The organism is Microcoleus sp. Pol12B5, from assembly GCF_036701335.1.
Taxonomy (GTDB): domain Bacteria; phylum Cyanobacteriota; class Cyanobacteriia; order Cyanobacteriales; family Microcoleaceae; genus Microcoleus.
This window is the reverse complement of sequence record NZ_JAUBQQ010000060.1, coordinates 1-20,695: the sequence shown is the minus strand read 5'-3', so window position 1 is coordinate 20,695 and position 20,695 is coordinate 1. Positions and strand designations below refer to the sequence as shown.

Genomic DNA, 20,695 nt, shown 5'->3' with positions numbered 1-20,695 from the left:
ACATACTATAGCGATCGCCCCTAAGCTGAAAAGCGGGAAAAGACGGATCTTTCTAACCTTTCAGTTATAAGTCGGAAAAAGACGGATCGAGACGGTTAAAGTCGGATATAATAATCGAAATTTCTCACAACCTTGATAATGGATATTCGCGAGGTACTCGAATTTGTAGATCAAGTTGTCTACGATAAGACAGGTAAACGCCTCAATGATTTACAGCGTGGAATTATCGAGGGAACTCTGAATAGGCAAAAGTATGCTGAGATTGCCGATAGTTATCGTCTTTCGGAAGGTCACGTTAAGGATAGAGGTTACGAGCTTTTGCAAATGTTATCAGATGTGTTTGATGAACCCGTTGATAAACACAATCTTAAATCGGTCTTAGAACGGAAAGGAAATCTCAATATTAGTTTTGGGGATAACAATATTATGGGTTATATCAATATTTGCTCCGATCGCCCCACTTCTACCCCAAATAAAAGCCTGCCTGCGACTCCTGACTTTCAGCGAGACCAGTATCAAGCCAAGATTGAAATGGTTGGTAAGTTACGCCAATTCGGATTAAAAGACGAGCAAATAGCAGAGTTGCTGGGGCTAACTTTGGAGGAAGTTAAGCAGGTAGATTCGGAGGACTAAAAGTACGGTGCGCCTCGCCCCGCTTACAGGCCCAGTCATGTAGCGCGTTACTGGAGTGGTTGATATTGATATTCCAATAAAAAGCCTCAGACCCGCAAGTCTGAGGACCGGAGTTCCTGAAAATCGTCACTTCTTACTATTGTCGCCAACAAACACCACAACATACAAGAGGGGTGCAACCCAGCACGGCAGTTTTTGGCAGATAGAGATTGCTTCCTGACTCGGAAGGCGAAAGCAATTTTTAATTCCACACTTCATGAAAGCAAAACAATTATTCTCGCCATTTACATATCTGGGTTGATAATTTAGCTTTAGGATGGCAGTCTGTCCTCGATCGCAATATAAGGCTCACCGTGAGTGCCCGTATATATTTGAGTCGGGCGGTAAATGCGGTTTGCCTCTAGCTGTTCCTTCCAGTGGGCCAACCAGCCAGCAACGCGGGCGATCGCAAAAACCGGTGTAAATAAGTCGATCGGAATTCCCATTTTTCGGTAAACTAGACCCGAATAGAAATCTACATTTGCATAAATTCCTTTGTGACCCAATTTCTCCTCAACCACTTCTTCCAACTCGACAGCAATGTCGTAATAATCGTCGTGACCGAAGTTCTCAAATAACTGTTCTGCTAACCCTTGGAGAATAGTTGCTCTCGGATCTTTCACCTTGTAAACTCGGTGACCGAAACCCATGATTTTGTCCTTATTTGCAACGCACTTCTCGACAAAAGGCCGCACGTTTTCTACCGAACCAATTTGCTCCAACATATCAATCACTTCTTCATTAGCTCCCCCGTGCAGCGGCCCCGCCAAAGTGCCAACTGCTGAAGCAATAACCCCGTAAGGGTCTGTCAGCGTCGAAGCTGTTACCATTGCCGAAAATGTAGAGGCATTAATTGTATGTTCAGCATGGAGAGTCAGACAAGTGTCAAAAATGCTAGCTAACAGTGGATCGGGTTCTTGCTCGTTGAGCATATAAAGAAAGTTAGCCGAGTAGTCCAAGTCATCCCTCGGCCGCACCGGGTCATTTCCCCGTCGCATTTGCTGGAACGCTGCTACCATTGTGGGAATCTTAGCTAGCAGTCGCACTACAGCTTCTCGAATGTATGCTGGGTTAGCCAGGGCTCTGCGAGAGTAGAACAAGCCCAAGGCGGCCGCTGAAGCTTGCAGGGCGTCCATGGGATGTCCTCTTTCTGGAAAGCATTTCATCATGTCCCGGATGCGATATTTGATCCGGCGGTGATAGCGAATTTCATGCTCGAAAGCTTCTAGTTCTTCCTTTGTCGGAAGTACCCCCCAGATTAATAAATATGAAGTTTCGAGAAAGGAGCTTTTGAGTGCCAGTTCCTCGATGCTAATCCCGCGATATTCCAGCAACCCTTTTTGTCCATCGACGTAGCTAATGCTGGACAAGGTGGCGGGAACACCTTCTAAACCTGGTTTGAATTCGCCGACGACCATTGCGATACCGTTTTGTGTGAGTTCAATCTACTAAAAGTACATTACCAGAAACGAAGATAGTGTCACAGTCTTGACAAATAATCATTTAATTGGGGTTCAGAAACCAGGTTTTTCAAGAGACAGCCCGATCGCACCGCTGCGTATTGTCGCCCCTTTTCTCCGGTTTCGCCGTCCGAGAATGCGGTTTTAAGAGGGCTGGCGCGTCCTGTTAATGTCGGGGCGGTTCGGTGTTTCTAGGGGAGCAAAAACTTGGGCGCCGTTAGCCAAAACATTTGGCTGCGGCCCACTGGGGAGCCTGTTTCGGGGAGGATTAAGCCGATGATACCTGCTTTTTTGAGAATCAGGGCGTCTTGCGATCGACCCCAAAGCAAAGTTTCTGCCCAGTTGCCTAAGTCTGGTTGGTGGCCAACCAGGGCCAAGCTGTGGCTACCTATTTCCTGCCACTGTTTGTACCACTCCAGCCAGTTCCCGATGTCTCCTGAAGGGGCGAGGGTGGCGGATTCTTCTATTTGGGAACTCAAACCGACTGTTTGCAGGATTTGGGCGGTTTGCTGCGCCCGCAGTAGGGGACTGGTGAGAATTAGGTCAAACTGAATTTCGAGTTCGTACAGGCGTTGGGCAATTTTCCGGGTTTTACGATCGCCCTCTTTAGTCAGGGGGCGTTCTGAGTCTGTATCATATTCTTCGGGTGCGGCGGCGATACCGTGCCGGATTAGATAAATAACCATATCTCAATACTTCCAGGCATTGGGTCCCGTTTTTCTAGGAGCTGTCTAGGATATACCTACCTTTTGCCTATTCTACAACTGTATTGAAATCTGGCGCTGTCATCTGGTTGGCGCTTGTGTAGCGATCGCGCCCTTGTCGTTTCGCATCATATAATGCTCGATCGGCGAGGGCAACGAGTTCATCCGGTGATATTTCCGCAGTGGGAATCACAGTTGCAATTCCCATGCTAACGGTCACGATCGCGCTCACATCAGATTGCTCGTGAGGGATTCCCAAATCTCGGATTGCCTCTCGGATCGACTCAGCAACAGCGATCGCGCCATCCGCATCCGTATTCGGTAGGATAGCCGCGAATTCTTCGCCCCCGTAACGTGCCAACAGATCCGATGAACGTTTAACCGCTTGTGCAGCCGATGAAGCCACTTTTACTAAACAAATATCCCCAGCTTGATGTCCGTAGCAATCGTTATATCGCTTGAAATAATCTACATCCAACATAATCAACGAAAGCAGTTGTTTCCCCTGTATCAGTCGGTGCCATTCCGACTGCAATCGCTCATCAAAACAGCGGCGGTTTGCTACTTGTGTTAACCCATCTGTCGTAGCAATTAATCTTTCTTGTTCCGCCCGGTGTCTGAGCATCTCCTCGGCCCGCTTGCGTTCTGTAATATCAGCAAAAGTCGTTACTACTGCATAGGGTTGAGACTGATTCATTTGGAACAGCGGTTGCGAATTAATCGAAATCCAAGTCAGCGTTTTATCCGATTTGTGAATGCCCATCACCACATTTGATACGGGTTTTCCCGTCCGTAGGGTAATCATTGCCGGATGCTGTTGGCAGGGGAAAGGAGAGCCATCTTCCTGAACGGTTCGCCAGTCTAAATCTATGGATGTACGCCCCATAAGTTGTTCGGGGGTCAGTCCGAGAATCCTTCCGGCACTAGCATTACAGGTAGTAATTTGTCCGTCTGCTAGCTGAAGTACGACGCCTTCAGTCATGCTTCTAATCACAGAACGATACCGTTCCTCGCTCTCCTGTAATTGACTCAGGAGAATGTTTTTAGCATCAAACTCTGAAGCCAGATGCAGGCTACCCGCCAAAAACCCCGCCATCAGTTGTAAGGTATGAATATCTGACTCTGTAAAGGCACAGGGTCTAGCGGAAACAACTTTTAAGACGCCAACCCGATCGTCCTGATAGAACAAGGGAACAACCACCAGTGACCGGATACCAATGCGCTGACAGACAGACTGCTCCACCCGTGAATCGGTTTGTGAATCATCACAAAGCATAATTTGGCCGGTCGCAATACATTTTCCCGATAAACTTGTCCCTACTTTCATCCGTAATCCAACATAGGTGCTGGCGATACCGCTGGCTGCCCGATAAACCAACTCATCCCCTTCCAAGATTTCAATCACGGCCCCATCGGCACCGATCAATTTTTGAGTTCGATCGTTAATCACCGCCATCACTGCATCCAGGTTAGGATTGCGGATGGCGATTTCCTGTTGGGTGGCAATCACCACAGCCAGACGCCCGAACTCTTGCTGTAATGCTGCTTCTGCTTGCTTGCGATCGGTGATATCCTTCATAAAGCAGTGATGCCCGATCGATCGCTCCTGCGAGTCGTAGGCTGCCAACATCACCACCTGCTTGTAAAAAATCGAACCATCTTTCCTGATACCCCGGGCCTCAACTTCCACTCGGCCCTCGGCTAGCATTTTTTGATAAGCCGTCATCATCTTGTAGCAGTCGTCGGGATGAACTGTTTTCTGCCAATTGATACCAACCATTTCTTCAGGCTGATAACCCGCTATATTGGCGTAGGCTTGATTAACGGTGAGGTAGCGTCCGAAAACATCCAGTCGCGAGATGCCTTCCACAGCATTAGCAAGAGCTGTACTCATTTCTCTGAGTTCTGTTTCCGCCTGGACAATATCCGTAATGTCTTGGGATGTACCAAACAACCGAATGACTTTTCCCTCTGCATTGAGTTGAACCTGTCCTCTGGCTTCGGTATGGCGGATAGAACCATTCCGACTCACGATTCTAAGGCGCAATAGATAAGGCTCTCCGTGAGTGAGCGCTCGTTGAACTACCCGGTGTAGCTGTTTGGCACTTTCGGGATGGTAAAGCCGCAAGTTTTCTTCATAAGTAGGTTCGCCTAGGGCCCTAGATCGTCCCAAAATCTCGAATAGTTCGGGAGACCAGGTAATTTTACCCGTACTCACGTCCCATTCCCAGCTACCGATGTGGGCAACCCGCTGGGCTTCTGACAACCGGGTTTCACTCTTTTGCAGGGCTGTTTCTACTTGCTGGCGGTCGGTAATGTCTTTTTCGTTCACGAGCAACATCGGGTTGCCTGTTACCGGGTCGTTGGTACACCGCACGTCCATCCCATGCCAGCGAATCCCCGCCAGAGTAATCACTTGAGCCTCCGTGCTAAATACTTCACCAGACTTAAGAACTGCCATTGCTCGCTCTCCTACCTGAGAGTCAACAAAGCGACTCACAAAAGCATTATCTGTCGCAGAGCCACGGTGCAGCGCCTCCCCGTAACAGCCCAAGGCCGCCGGGTTTTGCAGCAGCGGCACACCTTCGAGGGTGTAGAGCGAAACCATCAGCGTGGTGTGTCGGATTGCCTCGATCGATCGCAGGGTTTCCGGTTCGATTTGAAGAGCGGTTTCGACCTTACCCTCGACCAGGATTGCCAAACGCCCGCTATCAATCCTGATGCCAGAGCACCGACAGCCGACAGAAACAGGCTCACCGGCCGGGTAAAACGTCCACTGCTCAGACAAGGTTTGGCCTTGCTCAAACTGCTCCAGATAGCCCTGCAAGCGAATCCGAGTACACTCTGACAACATATGCCTAAAGTTGTGGCTCGCGAGTTGCTGCCGCGTCGAAGCATTCCACAGGTACAAGGAAGCTTGGTTGGCCCACCGGATTTGCCAATGCTCAATATCAAATATCCAGATCGGGTTTTGCAACAAGTCAAAGGCTTTGAGGTGGACAATTTCCCCGCTCAGGGAACAGGCCAACTCTGGTTGTAGACAATTTTGATGATTGACTCTTGGCGCGCTTTCTGTAGTGGGATCAGTTTGATTTGGTTCTGTTTCGAGTTCCGGCGGTTGATTTGGCCCGATCACCGGGCGGTGAGATTCCAAGTGCCACATCCTCAACCCGATGTGCATTGCAACCTGTTGCATGATCTCAACGTCGAGAGGTTCCCACTGACGCGGACTTCGGCATTGATGAGCAATCAACAGTCCCCAAAGCTTCGGAGATTGCTGTTGGTGGCCATCTAGCAAGATTGGCGCAACTAAATTTGCCTGAACTTGGATGCGATCGAGCAATTCGACATCACAAGCTTGAAAATCACCAGCGTGAATATCAGAAATGCTGCTCGTTTGTCCCTGGCTGTAACGATCTACCCAGGTGGCTTCAAAGCAAGGATCATAAATCTGTTTTCCTAGGGTTGGCGGCCACTGGGCATCAACCGATTCTGCAAATACTACGCCATCTCTATGCGATAGGAAGCGATAAATAATTACACGATCGGTTTGCAGCAGCACCCTGGTTTCTTCTAGCGCACATTGCAAAATTGTCTCCAGAGCCACGAACTCGTTGATTTTAAGTGCAATTTCTGAAACTTTTTCTATGCTTTTCTCTAACGACCAAGAGAAAGTCTGTTTTGTAGACATCTCCGTGTTCCTTGTTTTTTTTAGCTATTTTCTACTATCCTAACCCGCGGCAAATAAATATAATAATTTGTTTGAAATTCTAGGAATTGCTGCCTGGGCTTAGAAAAAAAACATCTTTATGTGACAAGCAAAACTTTTTTGACTGCTACAATTACTTTTTTCATATCATTTAGCCAATGGTTTAGGTTGTTTGGCATCTATTTTGATTCTTTTCAAGCGTTTTTTTACTAATTATTATCGAAAGTTTCCTGCACCAACTATAACAAATTATGATTGATTTAGCGAAAAAATACTAAAATGTCAAAAAATCAACCTTGTATAATTGTTAAAAATCAAGAATTATTATGGATTTAGTAAAATAGATAAAACTAAATTTGCTCCGCCACCTGGTTTTTTTGAGCAAAATACTTCGTTGCCTCCCTTGACAATAGTTAAAATACCCAGTTTCTTTGGTGTGTATTTTGGGGAAATGGGGATAAAATTTATTAGTGTTAGTCCTGGAGAAGTCAACCGGGTTTTTTAACCTCCTTACTTCGTTAAAAGTGACATCTTGCAGGATTTTTAATAAACTTTTTATGGGCGGATTTTCCTGCCCAACCCCTACTACCCACAAGAAAATACAGTTGTTGTGGAACAGGCCGGAAAGCTTGTTGATGGCAGAAGCGCACTAGGCGTGAGTTCAAACCCTCAATAAAACTTAAAAAAGCCGGTTGATGAGAGTTAGAGTGCGGGCAAGACTGATTATCAAGTTAAGATTTTGCCCGGACTGAGAAAAAAACACGGCAACACCTGGTAGCAAGCGGAGGTCAAAAAGTGATCGCATTCCCAGGCGGTTGCTGGAATTAATACCGCACCTAAAAACTCCAGAGTTAATGATCGTAAACAGGATTGTCTTTAGGACTAATTAAATTCAGCAATTTTTGCTTAATCTGAGCATCAAATACTTCCCATTTCAGCCTTGCATAATCGCTCTTCTCATTCCCGCCGGAAAGAAATCCCACCGGAATTTCAAAACCTCCAGCTTGACTTCTGCCGCCGCCAAAAAAGCGTCCTTGAGCATCTTGACCGAAGGCTTCTTTAATAAATTCGTCGGGGTCGAGAGTAAGTTTATTAGTTCGCAGGGAGCCAATTACTACTTCAATTTCTTCGTCTTTGTCGTGAACAATTGCGTAGACAACTGCTGTGTGTACGTTCTCTTCTGTTACTAAAAAGTCCGCCGCTTGGGGAATAGAATCCCGATCGTCATAGCGGAGGTAGCCGATGCCGGCGATCGAAAAATTGTTCTGGACGGTGCGGTGTTTGAGCGATCGCTCGATCGCGTCCATCACCCACTTAGAACGAGACGACTGTAACACGGCATTCAGCAACTGCGGGTCGTAAAACCTGCTCAAATAAGCCGCAGCTAAAAAGTCCTCCTCCTGAGCTTGTCTGAGGGCGATCGTATCCGATCGCAAACCGTGCATCAAAGCTGTAGCACACTTGATGTGCAGACTGACGCTGGCGTCGAGAGCTAACATTCCCGACTGTAAATACTCGGCAAAAATCGTGGCTGTAGCGCGGATTTGAGGGCGCAAATCGATAAATTCTGCGTTCATTTCCCCCTGCAAATTGTGATGATCGATGACGGCGGCGATCGGAACTCCAGCCGCTAAAATATACCCGGTTAAGTTACAAGTCGTCCCTTGGTTGTCAATGAAAGCGCAGCCCTGAAACACCGACAAATCCTTAGTTTTTAGTGTTTCCACCGTCCAGCGCTGCAACGGCAACCCTGTCAATTTAACTAAGGCAATATTTTCTTGGTGGCTGAGGGCGCCGGCGTAGATAATCTCGCATTGGATATCGTATTGTTCGGCGATTAATTTGTAAGTCCAAGCGCTGGAAAGTGCGTCGGGATCGGGAAAATCTTGCAGCAAGATTAACTGGCGAGTGCCTTTGTGCCGATCAAACATTTGGCGCAATTGCTCGACTTTGCGATCGTGCAATTCCTCGCGGAGACGGCCGCGATTCTCTTCGGAAGCAACTTCGGCTTTGCTGCGCCGTTTCCCAGGCCCACTCACTCCGGGTACAACCTCGCTGCTGGTCTCAAGTTCACCTTCGCGCTTGCCGGATGTTTCATCGGAATTGTTAGGGGGATGGTCTTTCATCGTTAAAAATTAACAATTTAACTATTTCAGGATTTGCGCGACATTCTATCTTAAACCCGGTTTCTTTGTAGATGCCTTGTTGTCAAAGCCCATACTTCTTACTAGAAACCCGATTTAAGTGCGTAAATTCTCTCTTTAACTGTTTAACTTTTTAACTCATGTAGAGAGTGTGCGTTCCCAGGAACGAAGCAATCTCAGGACTCAGAACTTCCGCAAAAAACCCCCGCGCTTGCGCTGACAGGGGTTTTAAAGACCAATTACATATTTTTGCCATTCTTTGTGCATACCGCTCTTAACGTGTTTAGTCACTTCAAAATAAAGACCGCTGTGAGGTTTCCTAGGTGGATAGCGCAGCGACATTCCCGCTTCTTTTGGCGTGCGGCTGCCTTTATTGACATTGCAGCGGACACAAGCGGTGACGAGGTTTTCCCAACTGTCGCCTCCTCCGCGCGATCGGGGAATTACATGATCGAGGGTTAAATCGTCCCCCGCATAACTACAGTATTGACAAGAGTGTGCGTCCCGGTGCAAGATGTTCCGGCGGGTCAGCGGAATATCCTTATAGGGAACTCGGACGTAATGCCGCAGTCGGATCACAGTTGGTAGCGGGAAGTTTGGCGCAATAAATTTCCCGTTATGCTCTACCTGTTCTGCTTTTCCTTTCAGCAACAAAACTACCGCCCTTCGCCAATTGGTGATGTTAAGGGGTTCGTAGGAGGCGTTCAGCACCAGAACATTGCCCATTGTTGATTATTAAAGAGAATATTTTTTTCGATGTTAACACAGGTTCCCCTTTAGGTGGGACAACCTCAGAAAGAGCGAGGGGAGCGCAAAAAACGGTGCAAAACCACTCCTTTACCCTATACCTTTGCGCTTGCGCCCCTTGTGGCTGCACCTGTTTTCTGCCTTTGGTGTTTGTCAGCGAGCTTTTTTCCCTGAGTTTTGGCTTAGATGAGGCCAGTGTGTGCGATCGCAAAAATTTGCAGAATAAACTTTATTTTTTTCTCTAAATGCCTAATCTTCCCGGCAACAAACAGTTTAACTTTTTAGACTATTAGTAACCTTAAATGAAAAAGCTTATTACTGCTCATGAAATTTCGGCTCTTAAAGTCAGCTTTTAGCGCGTCAATTATTGCCCTTGTTGCTCCGATTTTAGCAAACAGTCCAGCCTTTGCTCAAACGCCTTCATTCTTCTGTGGCGCTGCTGGCGGTCGCCCAGCTACAATTGCTGTCCAACAAGGCAAAAATATTCCCGTTATTTTGTGGCTAGCTGATAACTATTTCAATGAATCAGGAGAAGACGCGATTACTCGGTGCACCAGAGTATCGGGAATTCTCAACAACTCACAACCGCAAGGAACTTGGGAGAATATTGTCACAGCAGGTGCATCGCCCACCGGTCAACTAATTATTTGTGCAGCTAATCCTCAAGACGGTTCCTGTAGATTATTATATCAAGTACCCAAAGGTCAAAATCCAGAACAAGCTCGACAAGAACTCTTAAGAAGAGTCACAAATCCTAATGTAAGTGTTTCGCCTGTTAAGGTAAATTGATAGTCATAAGTTATTAGCTACGGGTAGGGACAAGGCATTGCCGTGTCCCTACTTGCTAAAGTAATGTATGCACCCTACTTGCAGATAGTTGAAACTCTGGTAAAATACTTCGGTTGAGTGGCGAAAAAATTGCAGCTTTGCTTCAGCAATTCTTCTAACCCTTCAACCTGCCTCAACCATACAGTGCCGTTGCTTCCAGCTACAGCAATTTGCTTTCCGTCTCGACTCCAACTGACACTAACAACATTCTCCTCGAACTCAAATTGAGCAACCTGCCGCCCCGCTAAATTCCACAGCCGTACAGTCTTGTCAATTCCCACTGTAGCAAGCCGTTCTCCGTCGGGACTAAAACTAATTGATTTCGCATCAAAATGCAAGGTTTGAAATTCCTTAACTAATTCTTTTTCTGAGAGATTCCACAGCCCAACTTTGCCATTCAATGTTACTGTAGCAAAGCGATACTGGTGTTGAGCCGAAGTGAAACTGATCCCAATTGCCTGAACAGGCAGTGTTTTTTTTAGCTTGCCAGACAAATTCCAAAGTCGCACTGTAGATTTGCCATCTAAAGTCGTTATGAAATCGCCCTTTGGGCTAAAATTTACGCTTCTCACTAAGCCGTTGTGACCTGGGAGTTTCTGGCTAGGTGATACTAATTGTGGCAGTTTAGACAAATCCCAAATTGCAGCATAGCTGTCTATCCCTGCCGCAGCTAATAACTTTCCTTCGGGACTAAAACTGATGCTGGTAACAGAGCCTTGGATTCCTTTCAAAGTAGAAATATTTTTACCTGATAAATTCCATATTTTAACAGTGCTATCCCTTCCGGCTGTCGCTAAAAAATTACCGTTTGGGCTAAAATTTACCATATTAACTGACCGCTGTAAAGCTTTCCATTCAGCAATTTTTTTCCCGGAAGAGTTCCACATCCTAACTGTATCGTCTATTCCGGCGGTTGCTAAGATTTTCCTATTTGGGCTAAACGTGACGCTGGTAACTGCACCTTTATGAGCTAACCACTTAATCTTTCTTTGCGGACTTAATGAGGCTTTAATCTGCTGTGCTTCGCTAATTTTATCAAGAATTATTTGTAAGGCTAACAGCGGTCTTGTTGCCGGGTATTGTTCTAGCTTATGTTTGTTTTCAACCAAGGTTTTTAATTTTTTGCCGGAGGCGATCGCCCTCAGTAAAGCTTCTGATAAAGCTTCGGTGTTTTCGGTTTTTTGAGATACCGCTAACAATAAAGCATCGCTGCCATTTTGTTCAATTTCAATACTTGCTTGTGCTAGTTTAAACCGCTGGTAAGCAAGAGTTGAAAAGCCGATCGCTGTCAGTAACGATGCTGCCAGTACCGCAGAACCGATGCCGATCCACTGTTTGGCTTTTTGTTTGGCAGAGTCAGCTTCATTCAAAGCTTTTTCGGCATCACAGACAGCTTTTTTAGTTTCTAATGTAGCTGAACGCAGCAGTTGATTTTGGTCGCTCAAAATAACTTTCTGGCTAGCCGTCAAAAACTGAAAATCTTCGTTTCTCAAACTTTTTCCGGCAGCCCAAACTAATGCTGACTGTAAATCATCTCCTCGCAACAGTTGAGATTTATCTTCACAGCTAGAGTTTAGCCAGAGTTTGATGGCTTCGGAGTAAGGCGAGAGTTTTTCTAATTTCTCTTCGATTAACTCTTGGTTAAATACAGCTTGATAAATAGGATTAGAAATTGTTAATTTTTCCCCCCGCTTAACGATTAATCCGCTTAATCGTAATTCCATTTGTTCGGCACTACCATCGGGGACAATTTCAGCTTGTTCTAATATTTGCTGATACAATCCGAGTCTCCTGACAATCCGTTGGTTTTCTCTGAAAAGCCGATCGCGAATTGTGGACAAATGTTCGGGCACATCTTGAGTTTCCCAATTCTCCACGATTTTCAAGCGCACTACTTTCTCCACCCACTCTTGAGAAGTGTGAATTTTATCTCTCTCCCCCTCTTGGCAAGCGGTGGCAGCATCTTTCTCCCCCTCTTGGCAAGCGGTGGCTGGGGGGGGTAAATTCGGGATTAATTGTGGATTTTCCAGCAGAAGTTTGCACAGCTTTTGAGTCAAAAAAGGCTGCCCGCCCGTCCAATACAAAACCTCTCTCAAAACTTCATGAGGGCTATCTGTCAGGTCTGCCAACCCTGCTGCTAGCGGTTGAGCTTCTGTTTCGTCAAAACCAGTTAATTCGATCGCCTTGCCAATATTAAAAGGGGTATTGCTGGTGGCATTTTGCTCGCGGCACAAATCCGTCGGCGATGCTACGCCTAAAAGGGCCCAAGTTAGGCGATCGAACTCTGAATTGTTGGCGCGCTTGTTGTAGCATGATCGAATTAAGGCTAAAAAATCGTCGGCGGGAAAATCTAGGGCGAGAATGCTGTCGATTTCGTCAATAAAAATGACAATATTGCTGGAAATGTTGGGTAGCAGTACGGTTTCGATGAATTCGCTCAATCTTTGAACCGGAGTTAAAAAATTGCGATCGCGCCACCAAGTCCGCACGTTGACAATATCCGACAGGTTAAAGTTATTTTCAAGTATGCGTAGCAAACCAGCATACCACTGTTCGGGAGTGACGCCTCGGTTGCCAATTTCCGAAATGTCGATCGCAGCACAAGCAATTCCTTCATTTCTCAGCCGCTGAATTGTCCGCACCTGCAAGCTAGATTTGCCCATTTGCCGGGAATTCAAAACATAACAAAATTCCCCGGCTTTCAATCCGTTATATAAATCGTCGTCGGCTTGCCGCTTCACATAATTGGGAGCGTTATTGGTGAGACTGCCACCGACTTGATAGTAACTGGGTTTTGTAGTAAAATTCATATAAGTTATTCGGCGGTTAAAACCGCTACTACACAAACAAAGTCCGCCTTCGCAGGCTGAAGAATTGAGGCAGTATTAAAGCATAATTCTGTATGATAAATTGTAGCACAATACAGCATGAAAACTGATTGGACTGGATATCACCAAGACAAAGACCAGTTAAGAGCTGAAGTTTGGTCTTTGCTCAAGCAGCAAGCCGCATCTATTGGCGATCCATTTGGTCATATTCCCAACTTTGTCGGTGCTGATTTTGCGACCGAAAGATTGGCAAATTTACCAATATGGCAACAAGCAAAAACGATTAAGTGCAATCCTGATTCCGCGCAAATTCCGGTGCGGATGCAAGCTTTGCAAGATGGAAAACGCCTGTATATGGCAGTACCGCGATTGACAGACGATCGCTGTTTTGTTGAGTTGACTGCTGAGGATTTGCAGAAACAAAATATATCTATTGCCGAAAGTGCGATCGCCCGCAAAGCACTGAGTTACGGAAAATTGGTAAGTTTTGCAGAAATGGAGCCGATCGATTTAGTAATAGTCGGTTGTGTAGCGGTGGCGCGCAACGGGGGAAGAACCGGGAAAGGTGCAGGTTTTGCCGATTTGGAATTGGCTATGTTGCAGGAATTCGGGTTAGTACAAATCGATACGCCAATTGTGACAACAGTGCATCCTTTGCAAATAGTCGCAGATTCGCGTTTACCAATGCAAGCTCACGATTGGGCGCTGAATTGGATTGTTACTGCTCAGGAGGTAATTGAAACTAATACAAGTTATCCGCGTCCAATTGGGTTAAACTGGGATAGTATACGGCCGGAACAGTTGGCACAAATTCCAATTTTGCGAAAGTTGAGAGAGCAATTAACCAATAACCAATAGCTTTCAATCAAAATCAAGGAAAAAGAGCATCTACAGCGATCGCCCCAATTTCTATCCCTTCAACAATAATCGGTATAACAGCCGATCGCCCGAAATCCAACCTTTGACTATAATTTGGCTGCTCAACTTCCACAAGAGGTTGAGAGTACACCTCAACCAGTCCTTCAACAAGATTCACAATCCAATAAATCGCAATCCCAGCGCGGGCATAAATCTGTTTTTTAACAGTGCGATCGCGCTGAACCGTCGTATCAGATACTTCAATAATCAGGGCAATATCTTCAGCGCCCGGATGCCGATCGAGATACTGTCGCGTATCTCCTCGGGCAATCACTAGATCGGCTTCAGGTTCGCTGTTGGATAGCGTGATCGGTTCTTGAGAATCGACATACCAACCAGGGGGTAAAATATTCTCTAAAGCTGTTCTGACAAGACGAGTTGTGACTCGATGCGGTGGATTTTTGGGCATTTTGAAAACCAGCCAACCTTCCAGCAATTCTACAGAGTCATCATCCGTGAGAATGCCAGCTTGAATTATCGCATGATACTGCTCGATGCTCAAGCGGAAAATCAAATCGTTCGGAATTGCTGCAATGCTTTCGACGGGCGACATAACTGTATAGCCGAGTTGATTGTTGTCTTATTTTATCGTTTATTTAACGAACCGCGAAGGCGCAAAGAACGCGAAGTAAGAAAGAATAAGAAGAAGGTGATTTCATAATCTATCTACTTTGTGGTGAATACGCGCCATGCAATGAAAGCTGTAAAGGCTAGATAACCAAACACGGTGATCCAGTCTAGCCAATTATCGGATGTTATCAAAAAAATATCGTTCATGGGTATCATTCACCTGATTATTACTTGCCGCACTTACGCACAAAATTTTACACGATCGCGCTTAAGTGCGATCGAAAATATTGCCGGTACAGTTCACACCTCGGCACGCACTCGTTCCCCTGCAACTTAACCAACCCCAAACTGTCTAATTTAAACGCCTGCATAGCCTTTAACTGCACCGGAGAGTCCGCCCCCACAATCTCTCTCATCCCCTCCGCTAACTCAGGATATTCTTCCAAATTCCACAACTGCCGGCGCAAATGGTCGCTGTAAATTCCCGCATCTGCGATCGCAGTTTCTTTTAATTCATCGAGTGTCAAATCCGATCGCGAAATGTGATATAATGCAACTCGCACTAAATACGGATGACCGCCGACAATTTCCATTAAGTTTTCAACTTCTGCATCCGACCAATTCAAATTATGGCGCTCTGCTAAATCTTGTATTTGCTGAGAGTTGAATTCGGGCAAATCTACAGGCAGTCCGACGTTGAAAGGCGATTGATTTATGTTCATTGGGATGTAAACTTCGGTGGAGTGAACTACAATTAATCGCAGTTTTTTCCAGATTTCTCGCCGCTTGGATTCTTCGTGCCACGCCCGCAGCAGTCCTAAAAAGTCTTCGGCAATGTCGGGATATTGGAAAACGCGATCGATCTCGTCTAATCCTAAAATTAAAGGACTGTCGATTTGCGGCAAAATGTATTTTTCAAAGTAATCTTTGCAGTTGACCTTGCTGCCAAAAATCTCGTCCCAATAATCGTCTAATTGATTGGGTAAGTGCAACTCGCGGCCGACGTAAGCGCAAAACCATTTTAAGAATTTATCTAAGTTGGCAAATACGCCTTTATCTACTAACTGAAAAGTTAGCGGCACGGTGCAATAGCCTTGACGAGCTCCGTGATGCAAAATTCTTGCCATCAATGAAGTTTTGCCCATTTGTCTTGGTGCTTTGATTCTAATTAAGGCGCTGGGCTGCACAATAGTTTGATAACAGCGTTCTTCGATGGGCGGGCGTTCTACATAAAATTGAGAAGCGACATCGACTTGTCCTCCCGGTAATTCCGGTTCAGCGGCGGGTAGAGGTATTTCGTCGCTGCTAATTTCTAATAGCTGTTTTTGTGTTAAATTGTCCGTTTCTTCGGTAACTGGTGTGGGTTCTTCTGCTAGTAAATTCAGGACTTCTTCGATAATAATTGGAGTGTCGGCGGTGGTTTTCCATTCCCTCTGTTTGATGCGGTACAGATAGCCCCGCAAGTCGTGATTTAGAGGCGCATTTAGCGGAAAATCGACGCGGATGGGGAGAATTATTGGTTTCTTGTCAGGGCGGGAGTCTTGCAGTTCTTTTGCTTGCTGAACTTGATATGTTATCAGTTCGCTTTGATTTCCCGTTGGCGGCAACAGTAGCAGCAAATAATCGCATTCTTGGAGGAATGAATTAATGCGATCAAACCAATTATCTCCTAATCTAATGTTATTTTCTGCTGTGAAAACTGTATGCCCGATCGCGCTTAAGGCCGTTTCTAACTCTTTTCCCAACTCGCGATCGGGTTCGGCGCTGCGATAACTGACAAATACTTTAACAATTCTGCTGCTGCTGGCTGTTTCCCCCGCTGGCGAATTGTCCAGCTCGTCTAAATTTTCCGGTTCCTCAAGCTTAGCCGATCGATGGTCGCTAGCAGCCAGAGTCATTTCAAAAGCCGCGAACAACTGGCGAATTTTACTCAAATCCGCACCTTCTCTACCCTGCTTAATTTTGCTGACTGTATCGGCACCGACGCCAGATTCAGCCTCGATTTCCGTCAGAGTACCTCTAATGTTATGTCGGTCAGACCATTCTTGGAGCGCCTCGTTAAGTTTCTTTAAGCCAGAGGCAGTGAGAATGCGACCGCGATCGCGTTTTGACTTGAGCACTTCGCTTGCAGTGAAAGGGGAACGAATCTAGAAATTTTAACGCCTTAAGTTCCTATTTTGGGCGATTTTAAGGAAGATAATCAACCAGCCGGAATTTAAGGAATTTTACTGCGAGAGGGTTTTTGGGCGATCGACTCCTGAAACTCTGTCCTGATAACGGCTTCAACAGTTGAATATATTTGAGGATAAAAAGTTTTTCTTAACTCCCCAATCTCCGCCACTAATCACCACTTAACTTTTTAGAGTAGATACACCAAGCAAAAAAGGAGCAGCCAAATGAGCAAAATCTTACACAGGCTGGCAATGGCCGCTTTGGGAACCGCCGCCATTTTCACAATTAATACACTTAATAATTTAACAGAAGCATCAGCTGCTGGTAAATTTGACGAACCAGAAATTTATCAAAACACAGTTTTTCCACTTGGCGTACCGGGTCAGTTCCATAAATAGGCAAATTCATTGATTGATTTAATTTAATTAAGGAGAAATTATGAAGTCTACACTGTGTTCGCCACAACCTATAGCTACCAAATCTGACTCGGTTGATGCTGAGGCGATCGATGCCTGCACTGCGCTTGCATGGATGGAATTGGTAGCATTAGATGCTAGCGCTCTCACGGGGGATGATTGGCTGGCTTTGTGCGATGATATAGATAGCGGGGAAATCTACCGCTGCTGGTTTTTGTGGCGCGATAGCGAAGTTAGCGGTAATTGGGAAGCTTACGATCCTTTGAGCGATCGCCGATTTGTTGCTAAAGGAAAAGTTTTTCTCAAAGCCGCGATCGACTCCCTTGAAGATGCTAGAAATCGGGAAGTCGCCTAACTTGAATTCATCTCAGGTGAATAAAATTTGTGCATACAAAACAAGAATTCTGCCAAGAGAGTCCACGACTGTACACACTTTCGTCCGCCTGGGCGAGACTGGAAGAAAAAGAGGTAATAGAAGCGGATTTGAGATCAGTCCCGGAAACCGACTATTCTCAAAGAAAATAAAAAAAATTACGGCTGCAGGCAAAAGTTGACTGTATGATGCTAGGTGCTTCGTCTCGAAAGCGGTTGATAAGATTTTTTCAGCCGCTTTCTCGTTGCAGCCGTTAAACTCTTTCTCTTCACACATGACTCCTAAACTGCGATGGCTGTTGCCGGCCGCCCTTAGCCTTTTCTCGATCGCCCTGCCCGCAAAAGCTGATACACTAACATCTTGGCACTTCGATCCCAGGGAAAACCAACTCAATTTAACCACAGATTCAGGAGTTCAGCCGGAAGTTAAACTAATCGCCAATCCCACCCGCTTAGTAATTGACCTACCGGGAATAGTCTTGGAATATCCCGAAAGCCCTCAAAGTTACAACTCAGCTATTCAACAAATTAGAGTTGGGCAGTTTGACACCGGAACTACCAGGTTAGTAATAGAATTAACTCCCGGTTATAAGTTAGATCCGCAACAAGTCCGAGTCATTAGAGAATCTGCCACGCGCTGGTCGTTTCAGTTGCCAAATCCCCAGCAAATAGCGGAAAATGAGTCTTTTATCCCCACAGCTATTACCCGGATAGAACAAGCAGCAGGTCAAGTTAGACCCACTGTTTCGCCGGGAAATCAGAGAAACTATTCCACTGATTTGGTGATGTCAACAGGCTCGGAAATGACAGCCATCAAGCCTCAAATCGAAAGTGCGATCGAACAGTATAGATCCCTCAGCGCCGGAATGTTTTTTCTGGATTTAGATACAGGAAACTATTTGGATATCAAGGGCGATCGAGTATTTCCGGCCGCGAGTACCATCAAATTACCAATTCTGATTGCTTTTTATCAAGATGTAGACGCAGGCAAAGTTAGCCTCGACGAAACATTAGTTATGAAGTCCGACTTAGTTGCCAGCGGTTCTGGAACTATGCAAGACGAACCAGATGGCACTCGGTTTAGCATCAGAGAAACCGTAGATAAAATGATTACCATCAGCGACAATACAGCCACCAACATGATTATTGAACGTTTGGGGGGAATTGCTAAACTCAACGAGCGTTTTCGCAGTTGGGGATTAACTGATACCAGAATTCGCAATTGGCTCGGCGATTTTCAAGGAACAAATACAACAAGTTCTGTGGATATGGTAAAGTTGCTGGCGATGCTGTCTCGCGATAAATTAGTTTCTGAATCGAGTCGAGAACAGGCTTTAGAATTACTGCGGCACACAACAACTAGAACGCTTTTGCCTTCGGGTTTAGGGGCGGGAGCAGTTATTGCCGACAAAACCGGAGATATCGGCTTTGTGGTTGGCGATGCAGGAATTATTGATATGCCCAACGGCAAGCGTTATTTGGCCGCAATCTTTGTCAAACGTCCTTATAATGACCCAATTGTGAGAGATTTTGTGCGTCGGATTTCGCGGATTGTGTACAATTATTTAGACCAACCTGCGGCGAGTGTACCGGAGAAGTTACGTTGATCAGACAATTCGGCGATTGAAATCGCTACTAAACAAACAAAGTCCGCCTTCGCGGACTTGAAGAGAAGATTTTTAATTACTAAGGACTATTCTTTGCGCTCGATTGCTACAGTCAAATGAGCCGCAACTGCCCCCACTGTAGCAAGTACAGCAGCAATTGGAAATACTACTGATCCTGCAACGCCGCCTACCAATCCAGCCATCAGCGGAATGTCTGCCAAAGTCCGCCCTTGCGAGTTCTTGATGACGAGGCGGCGGAGTTTTCCTTGCTGAATTAGTTCTTTGACTTTACCAATTAGGCTGTCGCCGCTAATCTTAAATTCTTCCACTCTGACTTTTTCCTCTGTTGCAAATTCTGAGGCGAATACATGAGTTTCAACTGTTGGGTTGGCTGAATTCCCGGCCGCTGCTGTTTCGTCTTGTAGAATTGTTACTTGTTGTTCTAGTTGTGAGTTCATTTTGTGTAAGGGCGGGTGAAAACCAGCCGTTTAATTTCTATACTCTTATCTTCGGCAATCGCACTTGGGAATGACAGGCAAGGAAACCCTACAATGTGCATTCGTACTTTCCCCCCCTGCTTTCTTACTCAAAACCTTATTTTGGTGGCGTTAGTTTAGGGCGCGTTTATCTCTTCCGAAAGGTAGAGAAGCGTTTGTTGAAACAACCCGTCTCTAGATATAAGTCAAGTAATATCAATTCGGATTGCACTCCTCATGATTTTTGAGTGTTGACTAAAATTATGATTTTGGGACAAATGACAGTTTGGACATCTGAAAAATACCGATGCAACCGGAAACGATATCAGTTGTCTTTACGACTTGACCGAGATTTGAGATGATCGCTTTTATCCTGGTGAACAAAGTGAATTAATAGACAATTCAGAATCGTACAAACTGCTTTAAAATATTTTTAGTCCCAATATTTCTACCATGACTTCAAGAGTGATTGCTATCTAGGCACACTCCTCAGAGGGTGGAGGTACGATCTCGATACCGTACTTGGGAGCAGTAGTAAGAATTTTGTCAAGGTCTTCAGGGCTCAAGGATGCTCCAAGGGTAATCTCACCATTGACGGCCTTTCCAACTTCGGCAATAAATTTCTCAAAGCCAGCAGGAGTAACCCAAACCAGCATTTTAACGGGTGTAGCGGTGGTATTGGTAAATCGGTGAAGCTGGCCTTTCGGTGAATGAAGAAAGGTTCCAGCCGCCGCAACGAAAGTACGATCGTCAAGCTGGAATTCAATCTCTCCGTCTTGAACATAAAATGATTCATTTTCTCGGTAGTGCCGATGGGTCGGCGTACCGCCACCAGGTGCAACAATTACCTCACAAAGCGCATAGGCTTCCCCTGTTTCTTCACCAATTGCTTTGAAGGTATAGAGGTCTTGACCAAAGTAGTAAGAACGACCTTGACCGGGTTCAACAAAAAGTCCGTTTTGATGAATTGCCATTTGTTAATTGGTAAAGCGAAGTGTTAAGTAGTTAGACAGAATTAATTACACAAATACATAGTAGAATGATATTCCAGGCAAAATTATGAGTTAATTAG

16 protein-coding genes are annotated in these 20,695 nt (G+C 45.6%); 6 read left to right on the top strand and 10 right to left on the bottom strand.

The features are described 5' to 3' along the window. The first annotated feature begins 138 nt into the window (after positions 1-138). Positions 139-633, top strand: coding sequence for a hypothetical protein (locus tag QUA24_RS20930; RefSeq protein ID WP_333231791.1), 495 nt, complete (start codon positions 139-141; stop codon positions 631-633). A gap of 311 nt (positions 634-944) precedes the next feature. On the opposite strand, the gene QUA24_RS20925 is transcribed toward QUA24_RS20930, so the two are convergent. The 5 genes from QUA24_RS20925 to QUA24_RS20905 all read right to left on the bottom strand — a co-directional run bounded on the left by QUA24_RS20925 (position 945) and on the right by QUA24_RS20905 (position 9,415). Then, positions 945-2,090 (bottom strand): citrate synthase, encoded by a 1,146-nt coding sequence (locus QUA24_RS20925; protein WP_333082657.1) that lies wholly within the window; start codon positions 2,088-2,090, stop codon positions 945-947. Between the two features lie 233 nt (positions 2,091-2,323). Beyond that, positions 2,324-2,818: a phosphohistidine phosphatase SixA gene (sixA, locus tag QUA24_RS20920; RefSeq protein WP_333213396.1), complete on the bottom strand. Its 495-nt coding sequence runs from the start codon at positions 2,816-2,818 to the stop codon at positions 2,324-2,326. A gap of 67 nt (positions 2,819-2,885) precedes the next feature. Continuing rightward, on the bottom strand, positions 2,886-6,527 hold the full coding sequence (locus QUA24_RS20915; RefSeq protein ID WP_333231789.1) for a diguanylate cyclase domain-containing protein: 3,642 nt from the start codon (positions 6,525-6,527) through the stop codon (positions 2,886-2,888). Positions 6,528-7,396: 869 nt separating this feature from the next. Beyond that, positions 7,397-8,671 (bottom strand): bifunctional oligoribonuclease/PAP phosphatase NrnA, encoded by a 1,275-nt coding sequence (locus tag QUA24_RS20910; RefSeq protein ID WP_333213398.1) that lies wholly within the window; start codon positions 8,669-8,671, stop codon positions 7,397-7,399. 246 nt (positions 8,672-8,917) lie between these two features. After that, on the bottom strand, positions 8,918-9,415 hold the full coding sequence (locus QUA24_RS20905) for an HNH endonuclease (protein ID WP_333082663.1): 498 nt from the start codon (positions 9,413-9,415) through the stop codon (positions 8,918-8,920). A 345-nt stretch (positions 9,416-9,760) separates the two neighbouring features. Between QUA24_RS20905 and QUA24_RS20900 the strand changes: the two genes are divergently transcribed. Further along, complete coding sequence (locus QUA24_RS20900) at positions 9,761-10,225, top strand: COP23 domain-containing protein (protein WP_333213399.1); 465 nt, start codon at positions 9,761-9,763, stop codon at positions 10,223-10,225. Between the two features lie 74 nt (positions 10,226-10,299). Here QUA24_RS20900 and QUA24_RS20895 read toward each other — a convergent pair whose 3' ends face one another. Further along, entirely contained in the window at positions 10,300-13,074 is a 2,775-nt protein-coding gene (locus QUA24_RS20895; protein ID WP_333231788.1) for an AAA-like domain-containing protein, read from the bottom strand. A gap of 117 nt (positions 13,075-13,191) precedes the next feature. Here QUA24_RS20895 and QUA24_RS20890 point away from each other — a divergent pair, with 117 nt between their 5' ends. Further along, on the top strand, positions 13,192-13,950 hold the full coding sequence (locus QUA24_RS20890; protein WP_333231786.1) for a 5-formyltetrahydrofolate cyclo-ligase: 759 nt from the start codon (positions 13,192-13,194) through the stop codon (positions 13,948-13,950). A gap of 13 nt (positions 13,951-13,963) precedes the next feature. Here QUA24_RS20890 and QUA24_RS20885 read toward each other — a convergent pair whose 3' ends face one another. Further along, positions 13,964-14,563 (bottom strand): Uma2 family endonuclease, encoded by a 600-nt coding sequence (locus QUA24_RS20885; protein WP_333231784.1) that lies wholly within the window; start codon positions 14,561-14,563, stop codon positions 13,964-13,966. Between the two features lie 271 nt (positions 14,564-14,834). Further along, the gene (locus tag QUA24_RS20880; protein WP_333231782.1) at positions 14,835-16,700 is read right to left on the bottom strand and encodes an AAA-like domain-containing protein; all 1,866 of its coding nucleotides are present in this window, start codon (positions 16,698-16,700) and stop codon (positions 14,835-14,837) included. A gap of 276 nt (positions 16,701-16,976) precedes the next feature. Here QUA24_RS20880 and QUA24_RS20875 point away from each other — a divergent pair, with 276 nt between their 5' ends. From QUA24_RS20875 to QUA24_RS20865, 3 genes are all read left to right on the top strand, one after another. After that, positions 16,977-17,150 (top strand): hypothetical protein, encoded by a 174-nt coding sequence (locus QUA24_RS20875; protein WP_333040368.1) that lies wholly within the window; start codon positions 16,977-16,979, stop codon positions 17,148-17,150. 40 nt (positions 17,151-17,190) lie between these two features. Beyond that, positions 17,191-17,523 carry a hypothetical protein gene (locus tag QUA24_RS20870; RefSeq protein ID WP_333231780.1) on the top strand — a complete coding sequence of 111 codons (333 nt, stop codon included), beginning with the start codon at positions 17,191-17,193 and terminating at the stop codon, positions 17,521-17,523. Positions 17,524-17,815: 292 nt separating this feature from the next. After that, positions 17,816-19,147 (top strand): serine hydrolase, encoded by a 1,332-nt coding sequence (locus QUA24_RS20865; RefSeq protein ID WP_333231778.1) that lies wholly within the window; start codon positions 17,816-17,818, stop codon positions 19,145-19,147. 86 nt (positions 19,148-19,233) lie between these two features. Here QUA24_RS20865 and QUA24_RS20860 read toward each other — a convergent pair whose 3' ends face one another. Together QUA24_RS20860 and QUA24_RS20855 are read right to left on the bottom strand one after the other, a co-directional pair. Beyond that, positions 19,234-19,605, bottom strand: a complete 372-nt coding sequence (locus QUA24_RS20860) for a DUF4342 domain-containing protein (RefSeq protein ID WP_333166918.1) — start codon at positions 19,603-19,605, stop codon at positions 19,234-19,236. A 494-nt stretch (positions 19,606-20,099) separates the two neighbouring features. Continuing rightward, the gene (locus QUA24_RS20855) at positions 20,100-20,597 is read right to left on the bottom strand and encodes a cupin domain-containing protein (protein WP_333231776.1); all 498 of its coding nucleotides are present in this window, start codon (positions 20,595-20,597) and stop codon (positions 20,100-20,102) included. Between the last annotated feature and the right edge of the window lie 98 nt (positions 20,598-20,695).